17 protein-coding genes and 2 pseudogenes are annotated in these 16,678 nt (G+C 47.1%); 11 read left to right on the top strand and 8 right to left on the bottom strand.

The window, feature by feature from the left end; genetic code table 11:
- Positions 1-115: 115 nt before the first annotated feature.
- From B4V02_RS00370 to B4V02_RS00380, 3 genes are read left to right on the top strand one after another with little or no spacing between them, the layout of a single operon-like run.
- The gene (locus B4V02_RS00370; RefSeq protein ID WP_007433070.1) at positions 116-925 is read left to right on the top strand and encodes a transporter substrate-binding domain-containing protein; all 810 of its coding nucleotides are present in this window, start codon (positions 116-118) and stop codon (positions 923-925) included.
- Between the two features lie 30 nt (positions 926-955).
- Positions 956-1,672 carry an amino acid ABC transporter permease gene (locus tag B4V02_RS00375; RefSeq protein WP_007433069.1) on the top strand — a complete coding sequence of 239 codons (717 nt, stop codon included), beginning with the start codon at positions 956-958 and terminating at the stop codon, positions 1,670-1,672.
- A gap of 4 nt (positions 1,673-1,676) precedes the next feature.
- Entirely contained in the window at positions 1,677-2,444 is a 768-nt protein-coding gene (locus tag B4V02_RS00380; RefSeq protein ID WP_094153355.1) for an amino acid ABC transporter ATP-binding protein, read from the top strand.
- Between the two features lie 241 nt (positions 2,445-2,685).
- On the opposite strand, the gene B4V02_RS26355 is transcribed toward B4V02_RS00380, so the two are convergent.
- From B4V02_RS26355 to B4V02_RS26375, 5 genes and pseudogenes are all read right to left on the bottom strand, one after another.
- Positions 2,686-2,997 (bottom strand): iron chelate uptake ABC transporter family permease subunit, encoded by a 312-nt coding sequence (locus B4V02_RS26355; protein WP_244188419.1) that lies wholly within the window; start codon positions 2,995-2,997, stop codon positions 2,686-2,688.
- Positions 2,998-3,055: 58 nt separating this feature from the next.
- A pseudogene (locus B4V02_RS26360) lies at positions 3,056-3,307 on the bottom strand (iron chelate uptake ABC transporter family permease subunit); the annotation flags it as partial.
- Positions 3,308-3,416: 109 nt separating this feature from the next.
- Positions 3,417-3,557: pseudogene (locus B4V02_RS26365) on the bottom strand (iron chelate uptake ABC transporter family permease subunit); the annotation flags it as partial.
- Positions 3,558-3,636: 79 nt separating this feature from the next.
- The gene (locus B4V02_RS26370; protein WP_244188420.1) at positions 3,637-3,840 is read right to left on the bottom strand and encodes a helix-turn-helix domain-containing protein; all 204 of its coding nucleotides are present in this window, start codon (positions 3,838-3,840) and stop codon (positions 3,637-3,639) included.
- Positions 3,841-3,857: 17 nt separating this feature from the next.
- A complete protein-coding gene (locus B4V02_RS26375) occupies positions 3,858-4,202 on the bottom strand; it encodes a hypothetical protein (RefSeq protein ID WP_244188421.1) in 345 nt (114 codons plus the stop codon).
- A 114-nt stretch (positions 4,203-4,316) separates the two neighbouring features.
- Here B4V02_RS26375 and B4V02_RS00395 point away from each other — a divergent pair, with 114 nt between their 5' ends.
- The gene (locus tag B4V02_RS00395) at positions 4,317-5,333 is read left to right on the top strand and encodes an asparaginase (protein ID WP_094153356.1); all 1,017 of its coding nucleotides are present in this window, start codon (positions 4,317-4,319) and stop codon (positions 5,331-5,333) included.
- A gap of 42 nt (positions 5,334-5,375) precedes the next feature.
- Here the strand turns inward: B4V02_RS00395 and B4V02_RS00400 are convergent, their stop codons facing one another.
- Entirely contained in the window at positions 5,376-6,317 is a 942-nt protein-coding gene (locus tag B4V02_RS00400) for a Gfo/Idh/MocA family protein (protein ID WP_094153357.1), read from the bottom strand.
- 105 nt (positions 6,318-6,422) lie between these two features.
- Between B4V02_RS00400 and B4V02_RS00405 the strand changes: the two genes are divergently transcribed.
- Positions 6,423-7,388, top strand: coding sequence for a helix-turn-helix transcriptional regulator (locus tag B4V02_RS00405; RefSeq protein WP_482811888.1), 966 nt, complete (start codon positions 6,423-6,425; stop codon positions 7,386-7,388).
- Between the two features lie 41 nt (positions 7,389-7,429).
- On the opposite strand, the gene B4V02_RS00410 is transcribed toward B4V02_RS00405, so the two are convergent.
- On the bottom strand, positions 7,430-7,675 hold the full coding sequence (locus B4V02_RS00410) for a DUF6953 family protein (protein WP_007433059.1): 246 nt from the start codon (positions 7,673-7,675) through the stop codon (positions 7,430-7,432).
- 214 nt (positions 7,676-7,889) lie between these two features.
- Here B4V02_RS00410 and B4V02_RS00415 point away from each other — a divergent pair, with 214 nt between their 5' ends.
- Positions 7,890-9,290 carry a transcriptional regulator gene (locus B4V02_RS00415; RefSeq protein WP_094153359.1) on the top strand — a complete coding sequence of 467 codons (1,401 nt, stop codon included), beginning with the start codon at positions 7,890-7,892 and terminating at the stop codon, positions 9,288-9,290.
- A 212-nt stretch (positions 9,291-9,502) separates the two neighbouring features.
- Here B4V02_RS00415 and B4V02_RS00420 read toward each other — a convergent pair whose 3' ends face one another.
- Entirely contained in the window at positions 9,503-11,245 is a 1,743-nt protein-coding gene (locus tag B4V02_RS00420) for an ABC transporter substrate-binding protein (protein WP_094153360.1), read from the bottom strand.
- 146 nt (positions 11,246-11,391) lie between these two features.
- Here B4V02_RS00420 and B4V02_RS00425 point away from each other — a divergent pair, with 146 nt between their 5' ends.
- From B4V02_RS00425 to sdaAA, 5 genes are all read left to right on the top strand, one after another.
- On the top strand, positions 11,392-12,978 hold the full coding sequence (locus B4V02_RS00425) for a DUF4153 domain-containing protein (protein ID WP_094153361.1): 1,587 nt from the start codon (positions 11,392-11,394) through the stop codon (positions 12,976-12,978).
- Between the two features lie 13 nt (positions 12,979-12,991).
- Positions 12,992-13,558: a hypothetical protein gene (locus tag B4V02_RS00430; RefSeq protein WP_094153362.1), complete on the top strand. Its 567-nt coding sequence runs from the start codon at positions 12,992-12,994 to the stop codon at positions 13,556-13,558.
- Between the two features lie 497 nt (positions 13,559-14,055).
- The gene (locus tag B4V02_RS00435; RefSeq protein ID WP_007433053.1) at positions 14,056-14,730 is read left to right on the top strand and encodes a helix-turn-helix transcriptional regulator; all 675 of its coding nucleotides are present in this window, start codon (positions 14,056-14,058) and stop codon (positions 14,728-14,730) included.
- A 293-nt stretch (positions 14,731-15,023) separates the two neighbouring features.
- Positions 15,024-15,722, top strand: a complete 699-nt coding sequence (locus B4V02_RS00440; protein WP_043891400.1) for a serine dehydratase beta chain — start codon at positions 15,024-15,026, stop codon at positions 15,720-15,722.
- 22 nt (positions 15,723-15,744) lie between these two features.
- Positions 15,745-16,635, top strand: a complete 891-nt coding sequence (gene sdaAA / locus B4V02_RS00445) for an L-serine ammonia-lyase, iron-sulfur-dependent, subunit alpha (RefSeq protein WP_094153363.1) — start codon at positions 15,745-15,747, stop codon at positions 16,633-16,635.
- The last annotated feature ends 43 nt before the right edge of the window (positions 16,636-16,678 follow it).

Raw genomic sequence — 16,678 nt, forward strand, 5'->3', positions numbered from 1 at the left:
TTTGTGCAGCATATGGATAAGCAATTGAAATCAAATTTATCTGTTGTATTATTTGAATAACCCGCTATAATATAAAATCATAGTAAATTACTTGGGATAAAAAGGGGTATTACATATGAAAAAATCTGCTTTCGTTGCAGCGATTGGCCTATCTCTTGTGTTATTAACGGGTGCCTTGAGTGGATGCTCCTCAAAGGAAGCGGCGTCAGGGGATAAGGTGATTTATGTCGGCACACAAAATGACTACCCGCCGTTTGCTTTTACGAATGATAAAAATGAACTGACCGGATACGATGTGGATGTCATCAAGGAAATTGACAAGAAGCTGGACGGCTACAAGTTTGAGTTTGTTCCTTCGGGCTGGGACGGAATTTTCCTGGCGCTGGAAGCGAACAAAATTCAGGTCGTAGCGGATGAAATCGCCAAGAATCCCGAGCGTGAGCAAAAATACTTGTTCTCTGATGAATCTTACTTCCAGGCTCAATCCGTCATTGTTGTGAAAAAAGGCAGAACGGATATACACTCTCTCAAGGATTTGGAAGGCAAGAAGGTAGCTGCTTCCGTAGGGGATTCCTACACTCAATTACTGGAACAGTACAATGCAAAGAACGGAAATAAAATTATTTTGAAATACAATGACACAGGCACTTCGTCTGACAACCTTCAGGACGTGCAAAATGGCCGGGTAGACGCTTATGTCAATGATCCAGTCATGACGGCTGCTACGATCAAGAAGGAAGGCTTGCAGGTCGAAGCGATAGGTGATCCTGTGAAAACGGATGATATCAATCTGGTGTTCAATAAGGATAAGCAGGGCGAAGAACTGAAAGCGAAAATTGACCCCATTATTAAAGAACTGAAAGCGGACGGAACGCTGAAAAAACTGTCTGAACAATGGACAGGTGGGGAATATATCCCTCAGTAACAACAATGCAATGGGTAAAGTGAGGTTCCTATGGAAAAGCTGTTTGACCTTGATTATATGCTGAAAAGCCTTCCCCGGATCGTGGAGTATCTACCTGTTACGCTATGGATTGCGCTATTATCCATGCTGCTGGGTTCGATCATCGGATTGGCGACGGCCTTAATCCGGATATACAAGGTGCCTGTTTTGGCGCAATTGTCTACGCTGTATGTCTCGTACATTCGGGGAACGCCGCTGATTGTGCAGTTATTTCTCGTATATTATGGAATACCCAAGTTTTTATATTTTTTTCAGAGCGAATATGGTTTCCTGCAGCAATTAAATATCTACGTGATTCCACCCGAGATTTTCGCACTGTTGTCATTTTCGTTGAACCTTGGGGGGTATCTGTCGGAGACGTTCCGGGCGGCGATTAATTCAGTCGACCGGGGACAATTTGAGGCTGCCAATTCCATCGGGATGAGTCAGACACAGATTATGCTCAAAATTGTACTGCCACAGGCGTTGACGGTGGCTTTGCCCAATCTGGGGAACACGCTGATCAGTACGGTGAAGGATACGTCTTTTATTTTTATGATCGGTGTTGTCGATATGATGGGACAGGCTAAAATTATGGGCGCGCGGGCGCTGGCTTTTTTTGAGGTGTATGTTGCGGTGTCTCTGATCTACTGGCTGGTGTGCATCATTATTGAACGCGGGCTTGTCGTGTTGGAGAAGCGTATTCGAATTTACGAAAGAAGTGAGTAAGTGTATGATTCAACTTCATCAAATCCATAAGCATTTTGGACAGCATCACGTGTTGAAGGGCATAGACCTAACTGTAGGCAAGGGAGAAGTTGTAGTCATCCTGGGCCCGAGCGGATCGGGAAAGTCCACGCTGCTGCGCAGCATTAATTTTCTGGAGCAGCCGACCAGCGGTATCATTGAAATTGACGGTGTAAAGGTAGATGCGACCAAGGCGGGAAAAAAGGATATCCTCGAACTGCGTATGGCAACAGCGATGGTATTCCAGCAATATCAGCTGTTTAAAAATTTGAATGCACTCCACAATGTGATGATCGGTCTGACCAGTGTAAAAAAGCTGGATCGCAAGCAGGCGAGGGAGATCAGTGAAGGGATTTTGGAAAAGGTCGGGTTAAAGGATCGCATGAACTATTATCCTGCCCAGCTTTCGGGTGGACAGCAGCAGCGGGTTGCCATAGCCCGGGCTTTGGCGCTGAATCCGCAGGTGCTGTTGTTCGACGAACCGACTTCCTCACTCGATCCTGAGCTGGTGGATGAAGTGCTGTCAGTCATTCAAAAAGTGGCAAGTGAAGGCAATACGATGCTTGTTGTGACGCATGAGCTTGGTTTTGCGAGGGATGTAGCGGATCGGGTCGTGCTGATGGAGGATGGCGTCATCGTGGAGCAGGGCCCTGTGGAGCAATTTTTCACCAATCCGAAGGAAGAGCGGACACGGCAATTCCTGGGCAAAGCGTTGGGGCAAAGAACGTTACAGGAGCAACCGGTAGCTCCATAAAATGACGTGGAATGGGGTAGACAGGATTACCCGGCCCGGTCTCATATGAAGGCGAAACACCGTAAAGTCGTTGTCCTTAGAGTAAAGAGCACGCCAGACCCATCGCAGGAGGAAGGAATACCTGTGATGGTCTGACGTGCTTTTTGGCGTGCTACATCTAGATACATCAGACTGCTGCCGGATGTACCTAGATGTATCCCCAGATACGATGAAGGGGCTTTTTCCCTTGGGTATCGGGGGATTAGAATGATCTTCTGCTGCGTTCCCTCCGCAGTAAATACACAAAATAAGGAGCGCCCACAAGTGCCGTCATGATCCCGACGGGTATTTCACGTGGAACAATGAGCATTCTGCCCAAAATGTCGCCCAGCAGCATCAGGTTCGCTCCCAGCAGGGCAGCCAGCGGAATCAGCCACTGATTGTGGCTGCCGACAAGTCTTCGAGCCATGTGGGGTGCCATCAGTCCGATGAAGCCGATGGCGCCGACCGCCGAGACTGAAATTCCCGCCAGTGTAACGGCAAGCAATAGGAGCAGCAGGCGCTGGCGAGTCATATTGTACCCCGAGGGAAGCGATGGTTTCATCGCCAAGCTGGTAAATATTCAGCTTTTGGTAGCTGGCCCAGACCAAGGGCAGCAAGACGATGATCCAGGGCAGCAGCGAGATGACCTCCCGCCAGCTCCGACCCCACAGGCTGCCTGACATCCAGAGCAAAGCCGTGTTCACATTGGTCGGATGCGTTACGATAAGATACTGCGTGGCTGCCATAAGAATGGCCCCCATAGCGACCCCGACCAGGGCTAGAGCTGCTGGAGCCAGCGTAAGTCTGCGGCTGAGCAGCAGCAGAATCAGGAATGTTCCCACGGCCCCGCCAAACGCCGCCAAGGGCAGGGTATAGGCTGGAGACTGGGGGAACAGGAAAATCCACAGCCGCCGCTGCAAATCCAGCTCCTTTGGAAATGCCGATCACGTCAGGGCTGGCCAGCGGATTGCGGAGCAGACTTTGCAGAATAGCTCCTGCCACAGCTAGTCCCATGCCTGCCAGCAGTCCAACCAACGTCCGCGGTAAGCGAACCTCGTATACGATAAAATGAAAACGGCTGTGCGTATCCACCAGAGCCGGGCCGATATCACGCAGGCGGCAACCTCTCTTTTATACCATGTCTGATTTGTAGACGTCACATGTTATATTATTAGATTCTTTGAAACTGGGTGGGGGAGCAGCCGACTTCTTTTTTAAAAATACGGCTAAAATGAAAATAATCCGTAAATCCGACCCGTTGGGCTACTTCCTTGGCTGGAAGTCGGGTCTGCTGGAACATTTGCTTCGCTTTTTGGATACGGAGATGACGCAAATACTGGGTCATGGTCACGCCAGTGGCTTTTTTGAACAACACCGTGTAATGTCCTTCGCTCACTCGTCCAGCATATATTTGATTTTATATTCACTCAAGGTACGCAAGGGACCATGCAGCGTCCAATCCGTGGATTCGCCTTGCAGAACACGGTACGTAATCACGACATATTCGGCTTCCCGGGTTTTGGGGACCTGAATGCTGCAAGCGCCATATTGATTATGAAAGGCAAAGCCCTGCGTGAAAATAATCGGCTCTTGGTCTTGAGCTGAGAGAGTGACATGTCCGTGCAGCGCAACAATCAGGAGATGGCTGTCGGAGCCAGGATGCAGGGTTTGAGAGGTGTTACCGTATTCGATATGCTCCAGCAGTGGGATAACGGTTGCTAGCTGCTCCAGCTTCATGAATGCACCATCCTTCATTAAATCTTTTCTATAGCAATGTAGATTATCACACTTATTCATGATAAATTCTAAGAACAATAAAGTGAAGATGTAATCGGGAAGGAACATTGGCACATGAAAAAGGTTTTGTTTATCAACACAGGCGGGACGATTTCTTCCTCCTATCAGGAAAACGGCCTGACTCCGACCCAATCGGCTGAGAATATTTTAGCGGAAATTCCGGAGCTCAAGGAAATTTGCGATATTGATGCCCACAATCTGATGAGCATTGATAGCACCAATACACAACCGGAGGATTGGGCTTCCATCGCCCGGATGGTACACCGTTCTCTCAATCAATACGATGGCATCGTCATTGCACATGGTACGGATACGATGGCCTATACGGCTTCGGCCTTGAGCTTCATGCTGGGAACTGTAGACAAGCCCGTCGTTGTGACAGGCTCACAGGTGTCCATTTTGGCCGAACACAGTGATTCCAAAAAGAATGTAATTGACTCATTCCTGACCGCATGTGGCGAGGTGGCAGGGGTTTTTGTTGTATTTAACGGCAAAATTATCAACGGCAGCCGCAGCTCCAAAATCAGAACCCGCAGCTATAACGCTTTTGAGAGTATCAACTATCCATACATCGGCCTGGTGGAGAACGGCAAGGTGGTCTATACGGAGGGCGTATTTGCAGATCGCGGTACCGTTCGCCACCCGTATAATGACGGGTATGCATCGGAGGTATTTTTGCTGAGGCTGATTCCGGGGACGAATCCGGCGATTTTTGATGCCATTCGAAGCTTGGGCTATAAAGGCATCGTCATAGAGGGCTTTGGTATGGGCGGTGTGCCTTTCAAGGAAAGAAGCCTGATCAGCAAAATCGAGGAATTGATGAAGGACGGTATGAGTATTGTCGTAACCACCCAATGCCCCTATGAGGGCGGGGATCTGACGATTTACGAGGTAGGCCAGAAGGTACTGGAAAAGGGTGTGATTCCGGGGTATGACATGACAACGGAAGCACTTGTAACAAAAATGATGTGGGCGTTGGGCCAGACCACCGACCCGGCCGGGGTAGCCAGGATTATGGCAACGAACTATGTGGACGAGGTTTCCTTGCCTGCGGACGCAACCTCCCTGTAAGGGAGGTTGGCCGCCATAACTGCCGGAGACATCGCGTTAACGCTAATATTTCTCCAGTCTATGTTTAATCTTAATAGCTATTTCCAGCGATTGGATGGCTTGTTCCAGTGGAATCAGGCATTCCGAAAGTCCGTCAAAGCATGCAAGGGCATGATCCAGACTTTTTTCGTACGGATTGGCGGATTCGAGGTTGATTTTTTGCTGCCCTGATGCGGTATACTCATATAATGCGGTAGGTACAAGATCATTTTTGTCGCTTTCGTGGTATATCAGTTTGGCCTTTTCAAAATAAGCTTCATAGGCTACCGTGAATGGATAGCTTGTCGGCATATGGGAAGAGGCGATGACTTCTGTGAACGTATTCTGATGCTGAAAATAAGCCCGCACCTGTGCCTGTTCAGGATGGGCAACCTCTGTACCCCAGACTGTGCATGGGTCACAGGGGCCCAGCAGCCATGCGAGTAAATCCAGTTCATGAATCATGAACTGAGCAGGGATGGAGCTTGGTCCAAGATCTCCCCACAGGGGAGGCGTTTCCCTTTTCAAGGACAAAGAAACAAGCTTCCCGTACTTTTGCTGACGGTGAGCCTCGTACAGATAGGTATAGGCAGGATCAAACTTAATGAACTGGTTGACCAGAATCTTTTTACCATATTGCTTTTCAGCTTGTTGCATAAGAAGAGCGTCTTCAAGATCAAAGCAAACCGGCGTTTCACAAAACACATGCTTTCCGTGCTTTAGCGCATCCATGGCATATGACCTATGCAGATGAGAGGGTAGGCATAGATCGACGACATCCATGTCTGAATCCAGCAGAATATCCTCTATATTTTGTGTGACTTCAACGTTCAGGTCCTCTCTCAGCTTTTGCAGCTTGGTTTCGTTCCTTCCGAATACAACGATTCTGTTCACCTTGGGATGGTTGTTTAAAAGCGTCGCATGATACGCGCCGAATCCCGTCCCCAAAATTCCAATATTCATCATCCATTACACCCCTTTACTTCTATGATACACACCTATTATTGCCAACAGGGTGTCAACAATCTTTGCATCGACTTTTCAACTTGGGTAACCATCTACTGTGGAGGTATGATTGTGAGACTGCATCGTTTAATCGCGATTTTATTATGTATCGAATCTAGAGGGAGAATGAAGGCCAAGGAATTGGCGTTGGCACTGGAAACCTCGGTACGCTCGATTTACAGGGATATCGACCTTTTGGCTGAAGCCGGGGTTCCGATTGTTACCGCATCCGGCCCGAAGGGTGGAATTTATTTGATGGAGGGCTATACAGCCAACCTTAAACAGTTGAACGGAGGAGATGTGATTCAGCTTTATTTAACAGGCATGGGCATATATACGGGCGGGCCCACCGAATCGGGCTTAAAATTAAAAAATGCGCTGCTCAAGCTGGAACAGACCATGCCAGACCCTTATCAATCGGATATTCGGAAAGCCAAAGCACGGTTTTATTTTGATGATACGCCCTGGTGGACGGAACGTGTAGCCATTCCCTGTCTGGAGAGCGTGAGAGCTGCGGTGTGGGGGTCTAAAAAAATAACCATTCAATATCGGAAAGCCGATGGAGTCTGTTCTTCTCGCCATGTACATCCCTATGGACTTGTGGTGAAAAAGGGTGACTGGTATCTCATTGCCTTCTGTGAGATCGGGCAGGAGATTCGGACCTTCAAGTGCGAGCGTATCACGGAGGTTCAGCCGTCTGCGGAGGTCTTCGAGGTTCCTGTGGATTTTTCGCTGGAGCAGCATTGGATGATGCAAGAAACCAGGTTTAAGCAGCTTTGCAAAAAGGAAGAGTACTATCCCGTAGTGATCCGAACGAATAAGACGCAAGCTGGAATTATAGCGAACAGGCTGGAAATCATCCAGTCCGTGCAGGAAGGAAGCCATTTGCATCTGACGGTCAATATGTACAGCTATGAAGCGGCCTGTCGAGATGCTATGGATTGGATCGGCCGGGGTGAAATTATGGAGCCTACGGCACTCCGACAGTTTGTGAAGGAACAAATCAGCCAGCTCCACAAGCTATATGCATGAATTTAGAAAAACACCTGCCCAGGGGCAGATGCCTTTGCTTGTTAAGTCCAGGCCCAGAGGAATCCATCACGATCCCAGGCTATTCTGCCGCCATGAAGCTTGCGAAATGCTTTTTTGATTTCTTTTTCCAGAGATACATGACCGTGCTCGCTTATAAACACATACTGCTCTCCATACGTAGAGCGTACATATGCAATCGCATCTTCCTGTTTCAGGGTGCCCACTTCACGGATCTGCGCGACCATCCATTGTGCAATTTGTTGTTCTGTTGTAGGGGAATTGTCCATTTTTTTGTATCCTTTCCTGCATACCGATTGAGTGTAGCCATTCAGCTTACCTCCCTGTAGTATACGGTAATTCGGAGAATTATTGAAATTTTTGAAATAAATTCACCCAGGCAGTTGGCGAAGTGGGCTTTATTTTGTATAATTAAGGGAATGTTAACGGGAATTCTCTTTTTTTGTATTGAAATCATGCAAGTAATCCCTGGGGGTGCCTGATTTGAAGGAAACAACCACAATTCGCGCAGAGCTGGAACAGTATATTAGACGAGAAGGAATTACGATTAGCAAGTTTGGGGAGAACACAGGTATTAATGCAGGAACGATCAGTGCCATTATTAACGGCAATCGGCCGATCGCGATGCTCCTGTTGGATCGGATTGGGGCAGGCATGGGGCTTGAAGAAGGAAGCCTCTATGAGTTATACATTGATGAGTTTATACGGAATACAGCACCAAATTGGCGACGGGTTCGGCCATTTTTGCACCGCTGTGCAGAGTTGGACAAACTGGATTGCATTAAGCAGGTCGTGGAGTTTATGATGGACTATCTCATTTACGCCCCGGCTTTATTTGAGACGGCAGAAGAGCTATTCGGAAAAGGCAAGCATGAGGCTGCGGCCATTATCTATAAGAATGTCTCGGATAGTGAGAAATACCAGCATTCCGAACGTCTGGCTCTTTGCCAGTATCGGTTATTTACGATTGCCATTGGTGATGATCAGGATGAAAATTTATGGGCGGCTACACACTTTGAGAGCTTTGTGGATCGACTGGGTGAAGCAGACCAGCTGGAGGCCTTAAAAGATTTGGCTAATACCTATGCTTCCTTGCGACGTTGGGATAAAGTAGAATGGTTAGCTGAAAAAATGGGCCAAAAAGCCAAGGTGCAATACGAGCAAAAATACGGAAATACCAGAAGATCAGAGCGTGGCAAGGAACCCAAGGGTCCTTTGTTTATGTACATTGTATATTCTTATGTGATGCGCGCCGGGGTGTGGGATGAACGCGGGGACTATCAGAAGGCACTGGAATATGTATCCCTGTATTCTGATTTGAGCTGGGTAAAAGAGGACACAGAAGAAGCGCGCCGTTTGAAGGCCCTCTGTAGCAACTGGGCTGAGGCCAACGGGTATCTCTATCAGTTGATGTCCGGCAGCCTGGACGTGATTCCACTATATGTAGACTATCTGGAGAAAAACGAAGGCGAAATTCTGGTAGGGTTGCATAAAATTCTGGTGGCGGCCAACCGTTATGATTTTAATGTCGATCATGTACTGCAGCGTTTTGAAAAACAAATTGAGGCATTAGCAGATCAGCATACCAAGGTAGGCACCTATACAGAGCAAATGTCAGCAGATCTCTATGCACGATTTTTGGCAGAGATGGCTTGTTATGATCTCAATAAAGATCGCTATACCAAAGGTATGAAATTCTTGCTGGAGAGCCTTTCTTATTCCGTAATGCTGAATGGTAATCCTGTCACCATCAGATGTGTAGGATTATTCGAAAAGTATCGGCATACTGCCTCTTCTGAGGACAAAGAGGAATATAAAAACTTACTTGGAGAGGTAGAATACATCCATGATAAAAAAGATCGTTTTTACTCTGCTCGCATTTAATGCTTTTATCTTCATAAATTTTTCACTCGTTGCTCCTCCTTTCGAAGATCCTTGCGACGCTCGCAGTCACGGGATGGGGGGATGGACATATTCATCCATCGATACATCTGCTTGAAAAGGTCTGGATTGGTGGTAACCAAAAAAGGTATTCTCTTGTAAAAAAGAGGATACCTTTTTTGGTTTGTCTCATTACACTCGGATGAACTGTTTGTCTATGAAAGGGTGGATGATGGAGATAAAGCGGGTGGAAACCAGACATGACGCAGATCCACCCAGCCCTGACTATTAAAGGATACGCCACGCACAGAGGGGAGATAGGCTGTCTGAACGGGCTTTTCATATAAAATATGCAGCTGGTGCTCCTGAATGAGCCGTGTTTCAATCTCTTCAAATTGACGCGCTCTGACGGTATGATCGGATTCGCGTGTAATTTCACGCAGCAGTCTTTCGATATCCACGCGGCTATGCGGCTCCACATGTCCAGATACATTGAGATACAGATCAAACAGGCGCAGTTGCTCATCACGGTCACGAAATAGAGAGAAAATGATCAAATCCGACTCCATGCGAATCGATGAGCTTTTGAACTCATTCATGGATGCGGCTACGATATTACAGGTATACCCCCAGGCTTCGAGCTGAGCCGCGACCCGGTCTGCATCCGGTCTATACTCTGGAATGGTGGCAATTTGCAGCGCCGCCAGTGGTTCATATAAATTGTCGGACGCCCCCACCTCTTCGGGAGGAAGATTACGCTGCTCCAGGCATGCTACGATCCGGGCGCGCACGTCCGGGTTGCGCAGCGGCCCATCCTTGTAAGTGTTGCATGTAATAAACTTGCATACCGAAGCCGCCGAGTGAATTTGGCTCCATGCGGCATCTGTACCTCCCGCGGATATCGGATTATGGATGATGTGAAAAGAAGAAGCGTTATCCTCCGTATCCGACGATTCCAGCTTGGTCGCCCACGGGAGCTGTACAATCTCTACCCGATCCAGATGGGCCCTGCCTTGAAAATAAGGTGCAAAAGCCTCTAGTGTACAGAGGCTTTCATTCATTTCTGTGACCTTGAACGCCCCTGTACCGACAGGGCGAATGCCAAAGGCGGCTTCACCCGCCTGATTCAGCTCACGCGGCACAATTGCTGCGCGGCTGGTACACAGGAAGGATAGAAACAGCTCGTTCGGCTCTTTCAGCTCGAAGCGTACCATGGTTGGACTTAGTGCCTGCACGTGCCGAATTTGCCGGACGATAAAATGGTACAGTCTCCTTCCCGGTGCGCGACGCAGCCGCTCGAAGGTATAGACAACGTCATCGGCGGTTAATATTTTGCCGTTATGGAACAGCACTTCCTTGCGCAGGAAAAAGGTCCACTGCGTTCGGGTGGCATCGACCTCCCAAGCGTGCGCCAGCCCCGGCAAAATCTCGCCGCTTTCGTTCGCCCGCCGGGCCAGCCCATCAAAGACGTGGCTAGATACGAAGGACTCGGCAAGCCAGTTCAAATACAGCGGGTCCAGCGTATAGAGCTGCTGGCGAATAGGCAGACGCAGCGTGTCGATCTGCTGCTGATCGCTGCGGACCTCTGCGTGATGGCCGAAGTAATTCAGCAGCCAGCCCTGCAAATGCTCCTGCATCGTGGAGGAGCGCGAATGAGCCCGGATTTCATCCAGCGCACGCTTGATGTCATGGCGGTCAATGGCCTGCATCATGGACTGTACAGCAATGTCTTCCGGCTGAATCAGAAAGCGCAGGCTGGAGCGACGGCCCCGGCCGCGGCGGGGAGTCCATTGAATCCAGTCATGCTGCTCCATTTTCTGAACGATCATCAAGGCATTGCGGTGGGTGCAGTCAAAAATAGCCGCCAGCTCATCCAGCGTAGTCTCTACGGTATGATCCTCGTCTTTGTCGTCAGCGGTGTGGGAGTGAAGCTGCAAAAATTGGGCATGAAGTTTCATTCATAGTCGCTCCGTTTCTTCTATACATGATTAAAGCGCAGCCGCTTATATAAAATAGGAAATTTTGTTTCAATTATTTTCTCTTTATCTTCTTATTTTATCATCTACAATAAGGGTTATAAAGCATATTTGTGGAGGTATTTACCATGGATGACAAGATGAGTGGAACAGCTCTGCCGGAAGCGTCGTTTTTGTCTGCCTTTGCTGGCGCGATTGTGCTCGCGCTGGTTCATCAATATCTGTTTTACGGACATGGGCTGGGCGTGTCTATGCCTGTTTTTGTCATTGTGTTTTACGCCTATATGTGTGTCTTCAATCGAGATCGCATCCAGCCCGGTTCATGGATAGGGCGTCTGTTGTCTGTCACCATTATCATGCTGGCATTGACGTATGCACTGTTCAATAACCCGGTTCTATATGTGTTAAATGCGCTGGCTATACCCGCTCTGATTAGCGTACATATGGTGCTGCTGTTCGGAGAGAAGAGGCATGACTGGTCGGAACCCGGCATGATCGGTCAGGCGTTAAGCCATTGGTTTTACCAAAATATGCGCCATATCGCGACTCCATTTCGCATGTTCAAGAGGGCAGCCTTTCGGAATGTGAAGGATGAGCGTAAGCGTGTATTGGGCAAAGTGCTGATTGGTTTGCTCATCGCCTTGCCGTTGCTGTTCATCATTGTATCCTTGCTGGCTTCGGCAGACGGGATGTTTGAGGAACTGTTATCCGGCATACCTGCATGGATTGGCACGTGGTCCTTTGGGAGCGGGATGCTGCGGCTGATCTGGACTTGCTTTTTTACCTTCTGTTTCTTCTGTTATTTGTGGGGGTTCGTGCACCCTGCCCCGCGTGATACAGTGAGAGAAGTTCAATCGTGGCACGGCCTGAACGAGGGTGCGAATGGTCAAACCACTGAGTACGATGGTCATTCTTCAGTGATTATCGACAGACCAAGAATCCCTGACTACGAGCCGGTAGCAATTAAGTTTGATCCGGTGATCACGGCTACCGTGCTGATCGTCATGAATCTGGTGTATGTAGTGTTTGTAGTGCTGCAGTTTGGGTATTTGTTTGGTGCATGGGAAGGCGCTTTACCCGCAGGAACCTCGTATGCAGAATATGCAAGAAGGGGATTCGGGGAGCTGGTCATGGTAACAGGTATCAATTTTGTGTTGATGATCAGTGTGTTGAAGTGGACTGAATTCAGCTCAAGCATATTGCAAAAAATCAACAGCGGTCTGCTCTATATACTCGTTGGCTGCTCGGGTGTGATGCTCTATTCGGGATATACCCGGCTGGTCATGTATGAAGAGGCATACGGCTATACGTACACCCGCTATCTGGTACACGCGTTTATGATTTTTCTGGGCTTGCTGTTGCTCATTGCAGCCGTGCGTATTCATATCCGCCAGCTGCCGCTAGCCAAATATTATATTGTACTCGCGCTGGTGGCTTATGTCGTCGTGAATTATGTGGGGATTGATGTACGTATTGCCGAAAATAATCTTGAGCGGTATCGCACGACATCGGTGATAGATAAGGAATATTTGAGTGGGTTATCAGCGGATGCCATTCCGTTACTGATTGAATTTAGCCGCAAGGAACACGGAACGATGGATGAGTACCTGCAAGGGCGTCTGATGAGCATGACAAGGGAAGAAACGGCGTGGCCTGCGTTCAATTGGGCTAAGTATCGAGCGCAGCAGGAGCTGCAAGACTATATTTTGGAATGAGAGGTGCTTGAGAATGATCGGAACAGATGCATTACAAGGAATGGTATTGGAGTTGCAGGATGAAATGTCACAGTATCGGCATCAGTTTGGTATACGACGGAACGAATTTATCACGGAGGCTATGTCCTGTGGAATGAGTGAGGTGGAGGCCCGCTCCTATGCAATCCAGAGCATCGGTCCGGTCGTTCCCGTCGAGTGCATGCCTACGTTAGCCCCCGGTAAAACCCGGCCACTCAGTCCACTGCTGGCAGCGCGGTACCGATATGTGGGGGATTGGAAGGAGATCGACGAGCATCTGCTCCTGCCTGATGAAGTTCTACGGATCGCACGTACAGAGCAATTCCGCGGCTGGATCAGCGATATGCGGAATTACTGGGTAGAATCGGCTCCCTACCGATTCGGGGATGACCGTCTTTCGCTGCTGTCGGTTGCGAATGAGGAGGAAGGTCACTTTTCCATGCTCGTCTGGAAGGAGCCCGGTGAAGAGCCGGAGGTATGGACGTATGCTTCCCAGCATGAGTACCGGTTCAGTCATTTGCTCCATTGGTTCAAGTGGCTGAACGGGCGGAGTGAAGAATGAACAGGCATCCACTACAGCGAGGAAGCAAAAGAAATTACCTATTAGGTTATTTCATCCTTCTGATCCTTGGTTGCTAAAATGTTTGAAGGCTGATGCAAGCGTGATCAAAAGTCCGCCAACATGCTTTCCCGTAACACATCTTTCTACTGCGCTATGCTAATTGACGAGAATAGAATTTATCTGTACAGAGAGAATGGAGGATATCATAAGAGATGCGCGCTAAACCCGCAAAGATCCATGTAACAGCAGCCGCATCAAGTGGCTGAGAACAGGGCATACAGCATGAGCTGTATGTCTTGTTTTTTTTACATTAAAGGATTTATAAGCCTAGGAGTTCCCAAGGCTTTTTGCAGGATAAAAAGATATTGACAGTGTTGTGAAGCCTCTTGCAGGAATCAACTTTTTTGTATACAATTACGACGAGTTGATTGAGTTAACTAAATTTGATTAACTCAACTTTCAGGTTATTATCCAAGGAGGGAGGTAATCCTTATACGATGTCATACTTATCTTTTACAGACGAGGATCACCTGATTATAAAGTCTTATGAAGCTCTGGTTTATGGCATTGCGGACTACTTAGGATCGGAATGCGAAGTCGTTCTACATAGCTTGCACGATTATAATCAGTCCGCAGTCGTAATCGCCAACGGTCACCACTCCGGAAGAAAGGTAGGCGCTCCTATTACCGACTTGGCCTTGCGTATGCTTAAGGAGCTTGAGAATTCAGGCGCTAAACAATCCAAAAGCTACTTCACCCGCGGCAAGAACGGCCAGCTAATGAAGTCCAGCACCATCGCTATTCGGGGTAAGGATAATAAAATTATCGCCTTGTTGTGCATCAACATGAATCTTGACGGTTCCCTATCAAACTTTCTTAACACCTTTTCGCCGAATCAACTCTTATCCCCTGAAAACAATGTGAAAGAGAATTTCGCTAACTCAGTGGAGGATTTGCTGAAGAACACCATAGAAACGACGATTCACGAGGTCGACGCTTCCCAAGAGATCCCCCATCATAATCGGAATAAAGAAATTATCAGGCTGCTCTTAGAACGCGGCGTCTTTCAAATGCGCGATTCCGTGGCTATCGTTTCCAATGCGCTTAAGATCTCAAAGCACACGGTTTACTTGCATTTAAGAAATTATAACAACAATCAAGGGGAAGACTAATTTTCTAATCAACAACAAGAAAACGTATACATGAAGGCTATGGGCGCCCTTGCCGGTGCCGCATGCGCCGGAATGGGCATGCGGCACCGGCAAGGGCGCCAGGTATCTAGTGGCGTTCCTGGTAAAGTATATCGAGAAGAAAATGCCGGCAGGATTCCAGAACCTTCAAGATGGTTACTGGAAATCTAAACGAACTATCAAATAAAACGTAAGAAGCTTTGACTCTGGTAAGTGATTACAAGGTTTTTTTGGGGTGAGAAAGTTGAGAAATAATAAATTATGGGGGGGCTTATATGAACATGAATGTAATATCTATTGAAGAAAAAAAGGTTGTTAAATACAAAAGTTGTTTTGATGTGATTGGTCCGATAATGATAGGTCCTTCAAGTTCACATACTGCAGGTGCTTTAGCTATTGGAACAGTTGCCAGCAAATTATTTCAGGGTCTTCCAAAAAAAATCGTGGTAAGGTATTATGAGTCATTTGCTGAAACCCATAAAGGACACGGAACTGACTTTGCAATTATTGCTGGGATATTAGGATTTGCTGCCGATGACAGCAAAGTGCCAGATGCTATTAAAATAGCAGAATCTAAAGGAATTGACATTACCTTTATTGAAAAAGCAGGTGATAGTCCTGCTGGTTATCCAAATACGGCAGATATATATTTAGAGAATGAAAGTCGAAGTATTAGAACGATGGGTATTTCGGTCGGCGGAGGATTAATTGAAGTCAAACATGTTGAAATTGACGGATTTAGCTTAGATCTGCAGGGGCCATTGCCAGTTATTATTGCGATTTCCGAAAGAGCTGACTTTGAATTTGTTTTACGCAGGATCTTTAAACAATATGATGTGGAAATTAACAACTATCATATTTTAGAAGAAAACGGAAAATATTTATATGCATTCGCTTTGGATTCGCTATTGCCTGATGATGTTCAGAAGGAATTAGGAAGTTTAAGCAGCATAGCTAATATCATTATTCTTTAGTTACATTAGGGGTTGAGAAAATATGTATATGACCATAAAAGAAATTGTAGATGCAGCTAATAAAAGGCAAAAGCCAATTTATGAATTAGCAATTGAACAGGAGATCGAACAAACTAAAAAATCTTATGAAGAAATTCGGAATAAAATGGAAAAGAATTTAGCGACTATGGAAAATTCCATAAATAAAAGTATTGAGGGTGACGGGGTATTTTCTCCGACCGGTTTAACCGGAGGTGATGCTGTTAAAATAAAAAAATATCGAGAAAATGGAAAAACTCTTTCTGGAGATTTGATGGTGTTAGGGGTTCAAAATGCGATCGGTGTTAATGAAGTAAATGCTTCATTAGGGGTTATTTGTGCAACTCCAACAGCAGGTGCGAGTGGGACGATCCCGGGAGTCCTATTTAGTATTAAAGATACATTGCAGTTAAGTCATGAAGATATGGTCCATTTTCTATTCACTTCAGCTTTATTTGGAATGATAGTCGCAAATAAAGCTTGTATTTCCGGAGCGTACGGAGGATGTCAAGCTGAAGTAGGCAGTGCCTCAGCAATGGCGGCTGCAGCAGCGGTAGAAGCTGCCGGAGGAACGGCACAGCAATCTTCTGAAGCTTTCTCAACCGCATTACAAAATTTACTCGGTTTAGTTTGTGATCCGGTCGCTGGTTTGGTAGAAATTCCTTGTGTAAAGAGAAACGCCATTGGAACGGCAAATGCTTTAGTAGCAGCGGACATCGCATTAGCCGGTGTAGACAATATCATCAATGCTGACGAAGCTATTGAAGCGATGTATAAAGTTGGAAGACAGATGCCTCGCGAATTAAGAGAGACAGGTTTAGGCGGAATTGCGGCCACACCTACAGGGATTACCATTAAAAGTAAAATTTTTGGAGAGATCCAATTAAAACAATAAATAGTTATTGGGAATATTGCGAAATAGTTAACAATTCTATTCT

It is taken from the genome of Paenibacillus kribbensis, assembly GCF_002240415.1.
In the GTDB taxonomy this organism is placed as follows: domain Bacteria; phylum Bacillota; class Bacilli; order Paenibacillales; family Paenibacillaceae; genus Paenibacillus; species Paenibacillus kribbensis.